Annotated in this window: 11 protein-coding genes and 1 pseudogene; 4 read left to right on the top strand and 8 right to left on the bottom strand. The window is 62.8% G+C overall.

The features are described 5' to 3' along the window. Positions 1-58 precede the first annotated feature (58 nt). From tpiA to KBT70_RS02850, 6 genes are all read right to left on the bottom strand, one after another. The gene (tpiA, locus tag KBT70_RS02875) at positions 59-808 is read right to left on the bottom strand and encodes a triose-phosphate isomerase (protein ID WP_296628561.1); all 750 of its coding nucleotides are present in this window, start codon (positions 806-808) and stop codon (positions 59-61) included. 42 nt (positions 809-850) lie between these two features. Continuing rightward, entirely contained in the window at positions 851-1,201 is a 351-nt protein-coding gene (locus tag KBT70_RS02870) for an iron-sulfur cluster assembly accessory protein (RefSeq protein ID WP_296628559.1), read from the bottom strand. A 29-nt stretch (positions 1,202-1,230) separates the two neighbouring features. Continuing rightward, positions 1,231-1,593: an SUF system Fe-S cluster assembly protein gene (locus KBT70_RS02865; protein WP_296628557.1), complete on the bottom strand. Its 363-nt coding sequence runs from the start codon at positions 1,591-1,593 to the stop codon at positions 1,231-1,233. A gap of 87 nt (positions 1,594-1,680) precedes the next feature. Continuing rightward, positions 1,681-3,090, bottom strand: coding sequence for a 30S ribosomal protein S6--L-glutamate ligase (rimK, locus tag KBT70_RS02860; RefSeq protein ID WP_296628555.1), 1,410 nt, complete (start codon positions 3,088-3,090; stop codon positions 1,681-1,683). 103 nt (positions 3,091-3,193) lie between these two features. Continuing rightward, positions 3,194-3,469, bottom strand: a complete 276-nt coding sequence (locus KBT70_RS02855; RefSeq protein WP_296628552.1) for a hypothetical protein — start codon at positions 3,467-3,469, stop codon at positions 3,194-3,196. Beyond that, the gene (locus tag KBT70_RS02850; protein ID WP_296628550.1) at positions 3,469-4,359 is read right to left on the bottom strand and encodes an SPFH domain-containing protein; all 891 of its coding nucleotides are present in this window, start codon (positions 4,357-4,359) and stop codon (positions 3,469-3,471) included. The genes KBT70_RS02855 and KBT70_RS02850 overlap by 1 nt, the downstream gene beginning before the upstream one ends. A 110-nt stretch (positions 4,360-4,469) precedes the next feature. Between KBT70_RS02850 and tgt the strand changes: the two genes are divergently transcribed. The 4 genes from tgt to lon all read left to right on the top strand — a co-directional run bounded on the left by tgt (position 4,470) and on the right by lon (position 10,867). Further along, positions 4,470-5,594, top strand: a complete 1,125-nt coding sequence (gene tgt / locus KBT70_RS02845; RefSeq protein WP_296628547.1) for a tRNA guanosine(34) transglycosylase Tgt — start codon at positions 4,470-4,472, stop codon at positions 5,592-5,594. Between the two features lie 141 nt (positions 5,595-5,735). Next, positions 5,736-6,812 (top strand): alkene reductase, encoded by a 1,077-nt coding sequence (locus KBT70_RS02840; RefSeq protein WP_296628544.1) that lies wholly within the window; start codon positions 5,736-5,738, stop codon positions 6,810-6,812. 140 nt (positions 6,813-6,952) lie between these two features. Continuing rightward, positions 6,953-8,269, top strand: a complete 1,317-nt coding sequence (locus KBT70_RS02835) for a PAS domain-containing protein (protein ID WP_296628542.1) — start codon at positions 6,953-6,955, stop codon at positions 8,267-8,269. 186 nt (positions 8,270-8,455) lie between these two features. Next, a complete protein-coding gene (gene lon / locus KBT70_RS02830; protein WP_296628540.1) occupies positions 8,456-10,867 on the top strand; it encodes an endopeptidase La in 2,412 nt (803 codons plus the stop codon). Positions 10,868-10,999: 132 nt separating this feature from the next. Here the strand turns inward: lon and KBT70_RS02825 are convergent, their stop codons facing one another. Together KBT70_RS02825 and KBT70_RS02820 are read right to left on the bottom strand one after the other, a co-directional pair. Beyond that, positions 11,000-15,271: a choice-of-anchor I family protein gene (locus KBT70_RS02825; protein ID WP_296628538.1), complete on the bottom strand. Its 4,272-nt coding sequence runs from the start codon at positions 15,269-15,271 to the stop codon at positions 11,000-11,002. 131 nt (positions 15,272-15,402) lie between these two features. Further along, positions 15,403-16,444 (bottom strand): annotated as a pseudogene (locus KBT70_RS02820) (hypothetical protein); the annotation flags it as partial.

Raw genomic sequence — 16,444 nt, 5'->3', positions numbered from 1 at the left:
TTCCCCCGGCCGCCTGCGGCGTCCCCCCCGGAGTATTTTTTTCCATAAAGAAGCGGGATCAGGCCTGTTCCAGCGCGGTGATGATGGGCGAAAACTCGGCGGCGGTCAGGCTTGCGCCGCCCACGAGCGCGCCATCGACATCGGCCAGCGCGAAAATCTCGGGCGCGTTGGCGGGTTTGACGGAGCCGCCGTAGAGCAGGCGAAACCCCATCGCGGCCTCGGTGCCGAAGCGCGCGCGGAGTTCGCTGCGCAAGAAGCGATGCACCTCGGAGATTTGCGCGGGACTGGGGGTGAGGCCGGTGCCGATGGCCCAGATCGGTTCATAGGCGATGACGGTATTGGCGCCGGTCGCGGTCTCGGGCAGGGAGTGGCGGAGTTGATCGGCGATGACATCGAGGGTCTGGGCCGCCTCGCGCTCGGCCAGGGATTCGCCCAAGCAGATCACGGCGGTGAGATGGGCGGCGTGGGCGGCGGCGGCCTTGGAGGCGACGAGCGCGCTCTCTTCGCCGTGATCCTGCCGCCGCTCGGAATGGCCCAAGATGACCGCCACAGCCCCGGCATCGGCGAGCATCGGGGCGGAAATGTCGCCGGTATGCGCCCCGGAGGCGGCGGCATGACAATCCTGCGCGCCGATCATCAGAGGGCTGTCGGCGCTGAGGCCAGCGGCCTGAACAATAAGGGTGGCAGGCGGGCAGATCAGGATGTCGACGCCCGGCTTGGGATGGTTCGCGATGAGGGATTGAAGCTCGGTCAGGCTGGCATTGGTGCCGTTCATTTTCCAATTGCCAGCGGCAAGCTTGCGTCTCATGCGTTTAACATCCAGTCATTACAAGGCTTTGCAAGGCAAAGCTCACATATTGGCGAATTTGATCGACTCGCCGCAGCCGCAGGCCTCGGTCACGTTGGGATTGTTGAAGACAAAGCCGGATTCGAGGAGCGATGTCTTGTAATCAATCTCGGTGCCGAAGAGGAACATCTGGGCCATGGGGGCGATGAGCACGCGCGCGCCATCCTGTTCGATGACCTCGTCATGGGGGTCGATCTCTGTCACGTAATCCATGGTGTATTCCATGCCCGCGCAACCGCCCTTCTTGACCCCGATCCTGAGCCCCTGATGCCCGTCACGCTGCATCAGGCGGGTGATCTGGGCCACAGCGGCCGGGGTGATGGAAACGGGTGGTTTGCCGGGTATGCCAAACATGAGGTAAGCCTCTCAATCCGTTGATTTTGTTACATGAACCCAAGTTCAAGGCGGGCTTCGTCGCTCATCATGTCCATCCCCCAAGGCGGTTCCCAGACGAGGCTGACATCGACCTGCTTGATGCCGGCCAGAGGTTCGATCGCGTCGGCGACCCAGCCGGGCATTTCACCTGCTACGGGGCAGCCGGGTGCGGTCAGCGTCATGGTGATCGAGACCACGTTTTCGGCGCTGATATCAATGGTATAGATCAGGCCAAGATCGTAGATGTTGACCGGAATTTCCGGGTCATAGACGGTGCGGCAGGCCTCGACCACCTGGTCGAAGAGCGGATGGTCGGTGCTTGAGGGGGCAATCAGCGGTGCCCCTTCGAGCGGCTCGGAGCTGTTCATCATGATCGTGTCCTGCGGTTATCCTGAGCAAACATATAGGGTTTATCGACGCCCGCGTCCAGAGGTTGGCGATGGGCGACGTCACGCGCCTTAGTCGGCGCCGGATTTGCGGCGCCGCACGGGAACGGGGCGCACGCGGGTTTCGATCATCTCGTAGAGCGCGCCGGTGATGTTCTTGCCGCTGGCCCCTTCGATCCCCTCGAAACCGGGGGAGGAGTTGACTTCGAGCACCTTGGGGCCGGTGTCGGAGCGCAAAAGGTCCACGCCCGCCATGTTGAGGTCAAAGACCCGGGCGGCGCGGATCGCGGTATCGCGCTCGGCCTTGGTGATGCGGATGGTCTTGGCGGTGCCGCCGCGATGCAGGTTGGAGCGGAAATCGCCCTCGGCCCCGGTGCGTTTCATCGAGGCCACCACCTTGCCGCCGACCACGAGGCAGCGAATGTCTTCGCCTGCCGCTTCCTTGACGAAATCCTGCACGAGGAAATTGGCCTTGAGCCCGCGAAAGGCGTCGATCACCGATTCGGCGGCCTTTTTGGTTTCGGCCAGCACCACGCCCTTGCCTTGGGTCGATTCGAGCAGTTTGACGATCAGGGGGGCTGTGCCGACAAGGCCCATGAGGTTGCCGGTGTCCTTGGGCGAGGCGGCAAAGGCGGTGTTGGGCATGCCCACCTGCGCGCGCGCCATAAGCTGATGGGCATAGAGTTTGTCGCGGCTGGCGATGATGCCCGCCGACGGATTGACGCAGAAGGTGCCGATGGTTTCGAACTGGCGGATCACGGCGGCACCGTAGGCGGTAATGGACGCCCCGATGCGGGGGATCACCGCGTCATAGCGGGGCAGGCGTTTGCCGTCGTAATGCACCTCGGGGGCGAGGGCATTGATCGCCATGTAACAACGGGTGGTGTCGATCACCTCGACCGTGTGGCCCCGCGCCTCGCCTTCTTCGACGATGCGGCGGGTGGAATAGTTGTCCTCGCGGCTGAGCACGGCGATGCGCAGGGCGCGTCTGGGTTGGGCCGTGCGGACGCGGGCGGTGTGATAGACATCGTAGCTGAGTTCGGGTTGCAGAAAGCGGTCGGTGGCGACAATGGAGATGTGATCCTTGAGCGCCTGACGCCCCAAGAGCATGCGGCTGGTCATGCTGGAGCGGTTGGTGAGGGTGATCTCGATCGGCCATGTGTCGCCATTCACCGAGAGTTTCGAGGCGATGACATAGCGCAATTCGCGCTCGCCATTCGAAGAGGTCACATCGCGCCGGTCGATGATCGGGGCGGAGCAGGGGATGATCAGGTCATCGCGACCGGGAATCGGATGCACGGTAAAGCGGACCTTGGGGCGCGAGGCCGCCCCGAAGGTTTCGATATCGAAGGCATGCAGCGCCGAAGTGCGCGCGCCGGTGTCGACCTTGGCCTTGATCGCGGGGACGCCAAGATCGGGCAGGCTGACCCATTCCTCCCAGCCGAATTGCAGGGGCTGGGGGCTGTCGGGGGTATCGGTCATCGGGCGTATCCTGTTGCGTTTTGCGCGGCAAGGGTGGCGCGTGGCGCCTCTCTACTTGGGATGGCCGTGAGGATGCAAGGAAAGCGCGGTGCGTTCCTTTGCGTTACTTGTTGATATCCTCGCGGATCACACGGCTCTGGTCGTCGGGGGCGCGAAAGAGCCGCCGCAGGATCACCCAAGCCGCCAGCGACAAGAGCGCGAAGAGGGCGAGCAGGGCGGTCAGGCCAAGATCGAGCGGCAAGAGCACCAGAAGGGCGATGAGGGCCGCGCCGACCGCGAAACCGAGGAAAATGAAGCCCGGCACGAGGATTTCCAAGATAGCCAGCCCAAGGGCTGCCGCGAGCCAGACCCACCAGAGGTGCCAAAGAACCGTTTCCATCAGCCGCGCCCCTTGAGCATGTTGAAGGCATTGCCAAAGGCCTCGAGCGCCTGGGCGGGCACGAGAATGGTATTGGAGGAGGGGCTGTTGCCAAGGGCGTTGAGCGCCTCGACCTGTTTCAGCGCGACCTGATATTGCGCGGCCTCGAGCCCGTTGGCGGCGATGGCGGCGGCGACGACCCCGGTGGCATAGGCCTCGGCGTCGGCTTCGATGCGGCGGGCCTTGGCGGCCTGCTCGGCGGCGTAAAGCTCGGCGTCGGCCTGAAGTTCGACGGCGCGCTTGTGGCCTTCGGCCTCTGTCACCTGCGCGCGGCGGGCGCGTTCGGCGTTGAGCTGTTGCAGCATCGCGGCGCGGGTGGCTTGATCGAGATTGACGTCGAGAATCTCGGCGCGGGTCACTTCGATGCCCCAGTCATCAACGGCGTTTTCGACCAGCGATTTGATCGTGGTGATGAGTTGCGAGCGGTTGGATTGCACCTCGTCGAGGTCCATCTTGCCGATTTCGGCGCGCACGATCCCGGCCACGGTGGTGGCGATGGCGCCATCCACCTCGCGGATGCGGTAGACGGTCTTTTCCGGAAAGAGGATGCGGTAAAAGACCGAAGTTTCCACCTGAAGGAGCACGTTGTCGCGGGTGATGGCATCCTGGCTTGCGTTGGGCAACTGGCGTTCGAGGATCGAAATCTTGTGCCGCACCACATCGAGAAAGGGCACGATCAGGTTGATGCCGGGGCCCAGCACCTTGTGCAGTTTGCCAAAGCGCTCAACCACATATTGCTCGGACTGGGGCACGATCTTGACCCCGCGAAAGATGACGATGATCACGAGGAGTGTGATCATAAGCCAGACGATGTTTGCGGAAATCAGTTGCAGGATCATGTCTTCGGTCATGGGAACTCTCACAGTGGGGCGGCAATGGGGCGGCCAAGACGGCGTTTTACAAGCTAGGGTAAACCGCTTTAAAGGGGGGCAAAAGGGCTAATGCGATAGGAATTGAGGGCATGCGGTTCGGGTTCGAGAAACTGGCGCAGGATGGCGCGGCGCGGGCAGGGGTGATCCATACGCCCCGCGGCGAGATCCGCACGCCCGCCTTCATGCCGGTGGGCACGGCGGCCACGGTCAAGGCGATGATGCCCGAAAGCGTGCGTGCCACGGGGGCCGATATCCTCTTGGGCAATACCTATCACCTGATGCTGCGACCGGGGGCTGAGCGGATTGACCGGCTGGGCGGTCTGCACCGGTTCATGAACTGGGAACGGCCGATTTTGACGGATTCGGGCGGGTTTCAGGTGATGAGCCTTGCCGGGTTGCGCAAGCTGACAGAGCAGGGTGTGACCTTCAAGAGCCATATCGACGGGTCCAAACATGAGCTGACGCCGGAGCGGTCGATGGAAATCCAGCGGCTGCTTGGGTCGGACATCGTGATGTGTTTTGACGAGTGCCCCGCCTTGCCCGCGAGTGACAAGGCCGTGGCCGAGAGCATGCGGCTGAGCATGCGGTGGGCGGCACGCTCGAAGGACGCTTTTGGGGATCGGCCCGGTCATGCGCTCTTTGGGATCATGCAGGGCGGTGTGACGCCCGAGTTGCGCGAAGAGAGCGCCGAGGCGCTCAAGGCCATCGGGTTTGATGGCTATGCCGTGGGCGGTCTCGCGGTGGGCGAGGGGCAGGAGGCGATGTTTGGTGTGCTCGATTACGCCACCGGATTTCTGCCCGAGGATCGCCCGCGCTACCTGATGGGGGTGGGCAAGCCCGATGATATCGTGGGCGCGGTCAAGCGCGGCATCGACATGATGGATTGCGTGCTGCCCAGTCGCTCGGGTCGCACGGGGCAGGTGTTCACCCGGCATGGCGTGGTCAATATCAAGAACGCGCGGCATCAGGATGACCCGCGCCCTCTGGATGAGGCCTGCACCTGTCCGGCCTGTCGGAATTACAGCCGCGCCTATCTGCATCACGTCTTCCGGTCGCAGGAAATCATCAGTTCCATGCTGCTGACATGGCATAACCTGCATTATTTCCAAGAGATCATGGGCGAGATGCGCGCGGCGATTTCGCAAGCGCGGTTTGCCGCCTGGGAGGCGGAATTTCATGCGGGGCGGGCCGTGGGCGATATTGAGCCGCTCTGAACGTGGATCTGTCAATGGTCCGCGACTGTGCGGTGGTGCGGGGGCGGCTGTGGGATAGGGCGCAGGCGGCGGCCTTGTGCGCGGGTTGCGCGAGCATAGGTTATGCTCAAGCGCAATCCATATGCACAAGGAGCATATCCCATGAGCCACAAACTCTTTTCCGCCACCAAGGCCGGTGATCTCGATCTGGCCAATCGCGTCGTCATGGCGCCACTCACGCGCAACCGCGCGGATAATGACACAGGCGAGGTTGGTGATCTGCACGTCAAATATTATGCGCAGCGCGCCGGGGCCGGGTTGATCATCACCGAGGCCGCACAGATCAGCCCTGAGGGCAAAGGCTATGTTGGCACGCCGGGGATTTACAGCCCCGAGCAGGTGGCGGCGTGGAAGAAGGTGACGGATGCGGTGCATGCCAAGGGCGGCAAGATCGTGATCCAACTCTGGCATGTGGGGCGGATCAGCCACACGTCGTTGCAGCCCGATGGGCAGGCCCCGGTCGCCCCGGTGGCGGTGGCGGCCAAGGCGCAGACCTTTACGCCTGCCGGGTTCGAGGACACATCGACCCCGCGCGCCCTGCGCACTGAGGAGATGCCGCGCGTGGTTGCGGATTATGTCCATGCCGCCAAGGCGGCCAAGGAGGCCGGGTTTGACGGGATCGAATTGCACGCCGCCAATGGCTATCTGCTGGATCAGTTCCTGAAGGATGGGCCGAACACCCGCGAGGATGCCTATGGCGGCTCGGTGGGCAACCGGGCGCGGTTGCTGTTTGAGGTGTTGGACGGGCTGGAAACGGTCTGGGCACCGGGGCGGATCGGTCTTCGCCTGTCGCCTTGGTCTGGGTTCAACGATGCGACCGACAGTGATCCCGATACCAGCTTTGGTTGGGTTGTCGAGCAACTGAACGGGCGCGGTCTTGCCTATCTGCACCTGGTCGAGGGCAGCACCGGTGGTTCGCGCGAAGGCGCGTTTGATGCGCTGCGGGCCAAGTGGACCGGCGTTTACATGGCCAACAATGGCTATGACCGCGAGCTGGCGCTGACGCGGGTGGCGACGGGCAAGGTGGATCTGGTGGCCTTTGGCCGGCCCTATATCGCCAATCCCGATCTGGCCGAGCGGCTGGAGCAGAACGCCCCGCTGAATGAGGGCGATCAGGCGACCTATTATGGTGGCGGGGCTGAGGGCTATACCGATTACCCGACGCTCGAGACCGTCTGACATGATCTCTGCGCGCGGTCCCATGGGTCGCGCGCAGAGTTGGCCCGAAAAATGCAGTCGTGTGGCATGTCACTTGGGACAAGGGGACGTGGGCGGCGCAGGGTATTCAGCGTCGCACTGGCCCTAAAGTTGTAAGGCGCATGACCGTTGATACCAAAGCGCAGGCCGTGATGTCTGAGCTTTCGGACCATGAAACGATGCTGCACGAGGTGGATATGCACGCAAGCGCCCCCAAATCCGGTCTGCGGGCCGATGCGATTTTGGTAGATCAAGAAGTTCCCTTTGGACTTGATGAGTTGTTCTTTTCGCGCACCGATACGCGCGGGGTGATCCGGGCCTTTAACCCTGTGTTCCTGCGCGTTGCAGGCTATGGGGCCGAGGATATGGCCGGGGCGCCGCACAAGCTGGTGCGGCATCCCGACATGCCCAAGGGTGTGTTCTGGTTGATGTGGGAGGGGTTGAAGCGCGGTCATTCGGTCGGGGCCTATGTCAAGAACCGGGCGAGGGACGGGCGGTTTTACTGGGTCTTTGCCGTGGTCTCGCCGGTTGACGGGGGATATCTCTCGGTGCGGCTCAAGCCGACGAGCCCGCTTTTTGCCACGGTAAAAGAGGTTTATGCCCGCGCGCTTGAGCGTGAGCGCGGGCAGGGGATGACGCCCGAGCAGAGCGCCAAGGCCATCGAGTCCGATCTGATTGCCGCGGGATTTGCCAATTACGGCGTCTTTCAGATCGAGGCGTTGCGCCGGGAACATGCGTCGCGCGATGCGTCGCGCAAGCGGTCGGTCACGCCCGCACTGGCCGCGTCGGGGCATCTCTTTGATGTCAAGCGCGAGATCGAGCAGGAATTGCGCGTGCTCTGCGTCAACCTCAAAGAGGCCGAACTGATCACCACCAACATGAAGATCCAAGCCTGCAAGCTGCGCTCTGACCGCGGGCCGATCAACGAGATTGCCAAGAATTACGAATTGATGATGCGCGATATCCGCAATCATCCGCGTGTGATCCAGACCCTGCGCAACGATCACGGCACCTGGGATGTGAGTGACGAGGCGCGGTCGGTGTTCATGATCGCGGTGGCCGATCTCATGGAAGAAATGGTCGCGTTCTTTGCCAAGGAGGCGGCGCGCGGCGACCATGAGGGCGCAGGTGCCGAAATGGATGTGGTTGCCGCGTTGCGGGATCGCTATCGGCAAGAGGCGGATCGCGCCATGCAGGACGGCTTTCGGGCGGTGCGGCAGCTTTCGGCGGATGCCGAAATGATCCGGCGTATGGTCACGGGGCTGGCGATGGTGCGGGTCGTGCTGCGCGTCGAGGCGGGTATCCTGCGCGAGCGTCTGTCGGGGCTGCAATCCATCCTTGGGCAGTTGGACCGGTTCCATGACGAGGTGAGTGCCGCGCTCGAGCGTGTGCAGGACGCGGTGACGTCGCTGTTGCGGGATCGCGGTCTGGCGGCCTGAGGACGGCGGGAAAGCGGGCATCGGGGCGCACTGTGCCCTTGTGCCCGACCTGATCTGCGGGCAATGTTTGCCGAATCTGTTGAAACCTGACGGGGCGCGCCCCAAGTTAGGGCTAACGTAACGGAGAGGGCCGTGGTTGCCGCCGCGCGGGGCCGGCGCCCTCTTGCCAAGAACAGGAATACGAGCATGCAAGACACCCTCAACGCCTCTTATCCGGTCCTGCCGCTGCGGGATATCGTGGTGTTCCCGCATATGATCGTGCCGCTCTTTGTGGGGCGCGAGAAATCGGTGCGCGCGCTGGAAGAGGTCATGGCCGATGACAAGCAGATCCTGCTGTCGAGCCAGATTGATCCCGCCGATGACGATCCCGCCGAATCCGGTATCTACCGGGTGGGCGTGTTGGCCAATGTGCTGCAACTGCTCAAGCTGCCCGATGGCACCGTCAAGGTGCTGGTCGAGGGCGTGGCGCGGGTGCGGATCACCGACTATTTGCCCAACTCCGAGTTTTTCGAGGCCAAGGCCGAGTATCTGAGCGAAATCCCCGGCGATGCCACCACCATCGCGGCGCTGTTGCGCACGGTGGGGGATGAATTTGCGCGCTATGCCAAGGTCAAGAAGAACATCCCCGACGAGGCGCTGGCCGCGATCACCGAATCCGAAGAACCAGCCAAGCTGGCCGATCTGGTGGCGGGTCATCTGGGCCTTGATGTCGGCCGCAAGCAGGAACTGCTCGAGACGCTGAGCGTGAGCGAGCGACTGGAGAAGGTCTATGGCCTGATGCAGGGCGAGATGAGCGTTCTTCAGGTCGAGAAGAAGATCAAGACGCGCGTCAAATCCCAGATGGAGCGCACGCAGCGCGAATATTACCTGAATGAGCAGATGAAGGCCATTCAGAAGGAATTGGGCGATGGCGAAGAGGGCGCGGGCGAGATTGCCGAGCTGGAAGAGCGCATCGCCAAGACGAAGCTGAGCAAGGAAGCCGAGGAAAAGGCCGAAGCCGAGCTGAAAAAGCTCAAGAGCATGAGCCCGATGAGCGCCGAGGCCACGGTGGTGCGCAATTACCTCGACTGGATGCTGAGCATTCCATGGGGTGTCAAAAGCCGCACCAAGAAGGACCTGCACAAGGCGCAAGAGGTGCTGGATGCCGATCACTATGGTCTGGACAAGGTGAAGGAGCGGATCGTTGAGTATCTCGCGGTGCAGCAGCGCAGCCAAAAGCTGAAAGGCCCGATCATGTGCCTTGTCGGCCCTCCGGGTGTGGGCAAGACCAGCCTTGGCAAGTCTGTGGCACGGGCCACGGGGCGCGAATTCATCCGGATTTCGCTGGGTGGGGTGCGCGACGAATCCGAGATCCGGGGTCATCGTCGGACCTATATCGGATCCATGCCCGGCAAGATCATTCAGGCGTTGAAGAAGGCCAAGACCACCAATCCGCTGATCCTGCTCGATGAAATCGACAAGATGGGGCAGGATTTCCGGGGTGATCCGGCGTCGGCGATGCTTGAGGTGCTTGATCCCGAGCAGAACTCGACATTCGTCGATCACTATCTTGAGGTCGAATATGACCTCTCGAACGTGATGTTCCTGACCACGGCCAACAGCTATAACATGCCGGGGCCGCTGCTCGACCGGATGGAGATCATTCCGCTGGCGGGCTACACCGAGGATGAAAAGCGCGAGATCGCCAAGCAGCATCTGGTCGACAAGCAGGTCAAGAACAACGGCCTGAAGAAGGGCGAGTTCGCCCTGACCGATGCCGCGTTGACCGATGTGATCCGCTATTACACCCGGGAAGCCGGGGTGCGGAACCTCGAGCGCGAGATTGCCAAGCTGGCGCGCAAGGCTGTGACGCGGATCATCAAGGGAGAGGACAAGGCGATCACGATCACGCCGGAAAATCTCGATGATTTCCTTGGGGTGCGCAAATACAAGTTCGGTCTGGCGGAAGAGAGCGATCAGGTCGGTGTTGTGACGGGTCTGGCCTATACATCCGTCGGTGGCGAGTTGCTCAACATCGAGGCGCTGCGTCTGCCGGGCAAGGGCCGGATGAAGACCACCGGCAAGCTGGGCGATGTGATGAAGGAATCGATTGATGCGGCGTCAAGCTACGTCCGTTCGGTCGCGCCGGAATTGGGGATCAAGCCGCCCAAGTTCGAGAAATGGGACATTCACGTCCACGTTCCCGAAGGGGCGACGCCCAAGGATGGCCCGTCTGCTGGCCTTGCGATGGTGACGTCCATCGTGTCGGTTCTGACGGGGATTCCGATCCGCAAGGATATCGCCATGACCGGCGAGGTCACGCTGCGCGGCAATGCGCTGCCCATTGGCGGCCTCAAGGAAAAGCTGCTGGCGGCGCTGCGCGGTGGCATTAAGACGGTGATCATCCCGCGTGAGAACGAAAAGGATCTGGCTGAGATCCCGGACAACGTGAAAGAGGGGCTCAAGATCATCCCCGTCGATCACGTGCGCGACGTGCTGAAACTGGCGCTGGTGCGGGCCCCCGAGCCGGTCGAGTGGGACGAGGAGGCCGAAGAGGCCGCCGCCGCCGAGGCCGCGCTGAAATCCGGCGAAGAGGGCCGGGGGGCTGTGGCGCATTAAGGCGCGCAGATCCACGCTCGAAGCAGATAGAAAACGCCCCCGGAGCAATGCTGGGGGCGTTTTTTTGTTGTGGCTGAGATGATCGGAGGGATACCGGCCCCAAGTCTGGCCGATATCCTGTCCGTCGAATGTTTAGCCAAAGAGGAAGTTATCGGCGGTGAGGTCCGCCGCGAGAACTGCCTCGAAGGTGATGGTCTGGCCGTCGACCGTCACAACCGCACCAGCCACCGTATCGGTGATGTCGAGCGCGTCGAAGTTGGCGACGCTGCGCAGGATCACGGTTTCGGCGCTGACGTCGAAATCGGTGATGATGTCCGCCTCGCCGCTGGTGAGCGTGTTGAAGACGAAGGTATCCACGCCCTCGCCGCCGGTCATCAGGTCATTGCCCTCGCCGCCGTTGAGCGTGTCATTGCCGGTGCCGCCATCGAGCAGGTCATCGCGCCCGCCGCCTGCGAGGAAGTCATCGCCGTCGCCGCCAAAGACATCGTCGTCGCCCAAGCCGCCGCCCAAGCTGTCGTTGCCCTCGCCGCCCTCGAGCCGGTCGGTGCCCGCGCCGCCGCCGAGGTTGTCGTCGCCAGCACCACCTTCGACCGTGTCCGCGCCCTGACCGCCACCGAGGCGGTCGTTGCCGTCCTCGCCCAGCACCCGGTCATTGCCGCCGCCGCCGTTCACCACGTCATTGTCCGCGCCGCCGTTGACCAGATCGTCGCCAAGGCCGCCGCCGATGGTGTCATTGCCTGCGCCGCCGTTGACCGTATCGTCGCCAAAGCCACCGCCGAGGCTGTCATTGCCTGCGCCGCCATTCACGAGGTCGTTGCCCGCGCCCGCGCCAAGGTTGTCATCGCCGTCAGAACCGATCAGCGTATCCTCGCCATCGCTGCGCCCGGCGACGGAATTGTCCACGCCCAGGTTGTCGAGATTGTAGATCACGGTATTGCCATCGCCCTCATGGGCAATGGCGATCTGGGCAAAGCCCGTGGCGCTCTGCTCTGCGGGGATGAAGGCGATGGTTTCGGGGCTGATATTGCCGTTGGCCTCGCTGTCGATATAGCTGTCGAACACCGGGTTTGCGGGGTCCGAGATGTCGAACACCATGATGCCGCTGTCACGCTCGAGGCCGATGAAGACATAGGGTTTGCCTTCGACCACGCCCACGGCGATGGCCTCGGGCTCGACGCCTTTGTCGTCAGAGCGGTTGTCGAATTCGCCCTCGTCCTGATTGAAAAGCTCGGGCCGGATTTCCGCGATGAGCTGCGAGAACTGCGACCCGCTGTCAAACACGATCTCGCCCGCGGCGTTGTAGATGGTGAAGGAGCGCGAGCCGTAGTGGAAAAGCTGGTCGTAATCGCCGTCGCCATCGGTATCGCCCAAGTCAGTGCGCACGTTGAGTCGGCCAAGGTTCTCGTTCAGCTGCAGGATATCGGCATTGGGGAAGGCGGTGGGATCAAGCGTGAGGCTGCTGATCCGCGCCTCTGTCGCATCGCGCGCGTCACCCTCGTTGGCGGTGAAGATATAAGTCTCGCCGTCGATTTCGATCGAGGTGATCGAGTCGGGCTGGCGCATGCCGAAGAGGTTGTCATAGTTTTGCAGGTTGATCGCATTGTCGCGGTTGGAGGCGTCAATCTCGTTGCCCGGCAGCGAGCGATCCACGAGGCCAAAGCTGCGGATGTCGGTCACGGTGTTGGTTGTGAGGTCGATGACCGCGTAGGCATTGGCCTCTTGCAGGGAAACCCATGCGGTGACGCCATCGGGCAGGACGGTGATGTACTCCGGCTCCAGATCCTGAGAGGCGGAATTGCCCGGCTGGATCAGAACGCCCGCCTCGCGCAAGGCGTCTTCCTGACCGTCAAAGGCCGAGAAATCGAGTGTTACGGCGGTGGCATTGGCCGCGCCATTGGCGAGGTCGATGATGGACACGCTGCCCAAAGGATCGGTCCCGTCCAGCGGTTCGCCCTCGTTGGCCACGAGAATGCGCGTGCCATCGGGGGTAAAGGTCAGCATGTCCGGCAGGTTACCCACCTCGACGGTGTTGAGCAGGGTGCCCTCCAGATCGAAGATCGCAACGACGCCATTGGCCTCGGCGGGTGTGAGCGAGAGTGCTGCGGCCACAAGGCCGTTCTTGGCCGCGACCGATTGCACGCTGGCAAAGCCCGTGACCTGACCTAGGTCGAATTCTCCCAGTTTCGCGCCGGTGGCCGCGTCGAACACGTCGATCCGGTTCTGCGCGCCGTTGGTGACATAGGCGCGGCCTGCGTCCACCGAGACCACTTCGGACCCGCCGGTGAAAAGCTCGGTCTCGCCGCTCAGGAGTTCTGCCGCGATGGAGGTGCCGAGGGTGGCGTCTGTCTCGTCGAGCAGGATGCGATCATTGCCGCCGTTGCGCGCCAGTTGCACGATGCGCAGGTCGTTGGTGACGTCTGTTTCGGCCATGGCAAAGGCGTTGTCGGCGTCGGGGAAATTCTCGGACATGAAATCGCCCAAGGCCTGCTGTTCGCCAAGACGATCCGCCTCGGTGTCCGAGGTGATGGCCCCATCGGGTGTCAGGAATTGCACATCCGAGATCAGTTCCTGGAAGGGATAGCCATCGCCATTCGTCAACATCAGAAAATCGAGCGTGACCATGCGGATTGTCTCGGGGGCCTCAGCGGTAAAGGCCCCATCGCGGAAGATCACGATATCATCGCCGGTTTCGGGGTCGATGAGGGCCACGGTCTTGACCCGGTCGCCTGCCACGGCCACCTGCGGGCGGTCGGTGGCCGGATCGACCACGTAATCGCCATTCGCGTCGGTCACGAGTTCCTGGGCGGTGCCCGCCTCGTCAAAGCTGACGCGGAAGCCGCCGATCTGAAAGAACCGGCCGGGGGTGTTGCCGGCGGCGGTATCTGTGTCGGCCACGCCATGCTCGAGCAGCATGAGGAAGCCTTCTTTGGTCACGGTGGCAACAGCCAGACCGTTGTTGAACCGCAGCGAGTTTTGCAGGTCGAGTTGCGACAGCACGCCGTCGCCCGCATCGGTGCCGGTGTTGCTGGCCGAGCCGATTTCGGCGCGAATGCCGCCGCCGTTCTTGAAGGAGACGTTGACTGTGGTATCGGCATCGCGGGCCGCTGCGAGATTGGCATCGGCGGTCAGGTTGCCAAGGTTGCTTTCCTCGGTGCGCACGGTCTCGCGGCGTCCATCGAGGAAGACATCATGGTTGCCAAAGGCGATGGCGTCGGCCTCGTCCACGATGACTTGGACCGCGTCGGTCAGGTCCTGCACGATGCTGGCCTTGGCCGAGCCGTCGAGCGCCTCTTGCAACGTGCCCGCGCCGGTTACGTCCAGCACGCCCTGTTCGTCGGTGGCAATGGTGCCCGAGACATCGGCGTCGATGGAGGAGGCGATGAGCACGCCATTGTCATCGAATTCGACCACAAGGCGACCCAGATAGCTGTATTCGCCATCTGTCGAGACGATGGCTACGGGATTGCCGCCTGCATCTTCGGTCAGGAAGGGATAGCCTTCGGCGGCGTCGTCGCCGTCACGCAGGCGGTCGTTGGCATCGGCCTGAAGCGTGTTCGAGCCGCCCGCGATGATGATGTCGACCCCGTCGAGCAGGCCCGCCAATTCCTTTTCCAGCGAAATCTGCTGGAGATGCGAGGTGAGGATGATCTTGTTGGCACCCGCAGCGATCAGCGCGTCGATCTGCGGCTGGATCACGGCGGCGAGGGCGGCCATGTTGTTGACCCCGCCCGAAATTTCGTTCGTGCCGCCGGTCGAGGAAATGGTCTCGATGATCTGAGTGGTGGCACCGACGACGCCGATCAACTCGCCGCCTTCTTCGATCAGTGTGGCGGGGGCGATGGCCGGGCCGATGTTGCGCGTGGCGAGATCGGCCAGAGATTCGGCGAAGAGATCCGAGGTCAGGATTTCATCGGTGAAGAGGCGGCCAAGGCTGCTGTCGCCGGAAAAGTCGATGTTGGACGAAAGGTAGGGGAAAAGCGCGCCGACCCAATTGATCTCGCCATTGCCCCCGGCGGCATTGATGATGCCTGCAAAGGCGTTGGTGCCGGGATCAAACTCATGGTTGCCGACGGCAGAGGCGTCAAAACCCAGAATGTTCATGATGGTGATGTCGACGCGGCCCGGACCCTCTGTGATGTCGAGCGTGACGCCGGTCAGGTCCTGCCCGAGCACTTCGGTGTAGAACCGTTCATAGGCGGCGGTCAGCGTGGCCCCCATAGAGAAATCGGCTGCTGTCGAAAAGAACGGGCCGGGGATGTAATTGTCACCGGCGGAGAGCAGGATCGTGTTCTCGAACGTGTCTTCGAGCGTGTCCACGATCGCGGCAAAGTTCGGCGCGTTGTCCAGAGCGGCGACGCCGCCCTCGAGATCGTTGGCATGCAGAAGTTGAAGCGTATAGGCCATCGGAGGGTCCACCCAGATTGAGGAATGTTACCCGGCACCGATAGAGGCCGTTTGTGACGTGGGTTTGAGAGATTTGTAACGTCCGCGTAACGCAGGCGGGGGCGGTTTGGGGTGGCCTGTGGTCCTTGGGGCTACTCGGCGTCCGGTGCCCCGTGGGTTTGGCGCTTGCTCAGGCGATGTGCTCTCTCGACGATTTCAAGAAGGGCCATGGCCGCGAGGATATCGCCCGTCGCCGCAGTAAAAAGAGCCTCGCGCTGCGCAAAGAAAAGATCGTCGAATGTCTCGAAGGCGCGGCGTGCGACCTTGGCCCCCGCCGTGAGGTGGCGATGCGTTGCCAGGGCGCGCAGCATTTCCTTGTGGTATTTGGGCATGCTCTTGCGCGCGCGCATCTGGGTGGCGAACCATGCGTTCTCCAGTGTGCCGGTGCTGGCCTTGCGGAAGATGTCCTTGAGAATGCCCATGGCGGCAAAGGCCTCGGGCAGACCATGCCCAAGAAAGGGGCTGCGCAGCCGCCGGACATTCGCCCCGGTGAAGCGGTCGGCGTGGCGGCGATCGTCGGTATTGAAAGGGTCGTAAAAGAGATAGACTTCTGCGGCCTCTCGGGATTCAACCGCGGCATCGCTGAAAAGACCATCCCAGCGTTGCCGACGCCCCTTGCCGTGATTGGTTTCCCACGGAACAAGATCGGCGCGCAGGGTGCTTTGCGGGGTATAGCTGACGACGCGACAGCCGGGAGCCAATGACGCGAACGCCGCTGCACCAAAGCCCCCCATGGAGGTGCCGGTCATCACGACCTGCTCGAATTGTTGGAAAAAGCCCCGGTCGCGCAGCGCCAGAAGCTCTTTGTGCAGGGCAGGGTTTCTGAACCAGTCGGCTTGCCCCGCGAGAACACCCAGAACCGAATGTCCCTCGCCGGTGAAGAACTTGTGCCCCCAAGGCAGCCGGTTCGGTGCCGCGCTCTTCGCGGCGACGGCATTGTCAAAGGACACGACCAGCATGGGCCCCCCCGCCGTAAAGGACAGGCGGTTTTTCGGCAGCACGGTGTCGAAATCCTTGAGGCGCGGCAGGGTGTTCCGGTTTGGTGTCAGGTCCAAACTCTGGCCCTCCGCGGCGCGATGCCTGCGCTGGTCAACCCCTGCGACGACGAGAGTGTCTGACGTCGCACAGGACGCA

Source organism: Roseovarius sp. (assembly GCF_018066915.1).
Classification (GTDB): domain Bacteria; phylum Pseudomonadota; class Alphaproteobacteria; order Rhodobacterales; family Rhodobacteraceae; genus Roseovarius.
This window is presented reverse-complemented; position numbering and strand designations above follow the sequence as displayed.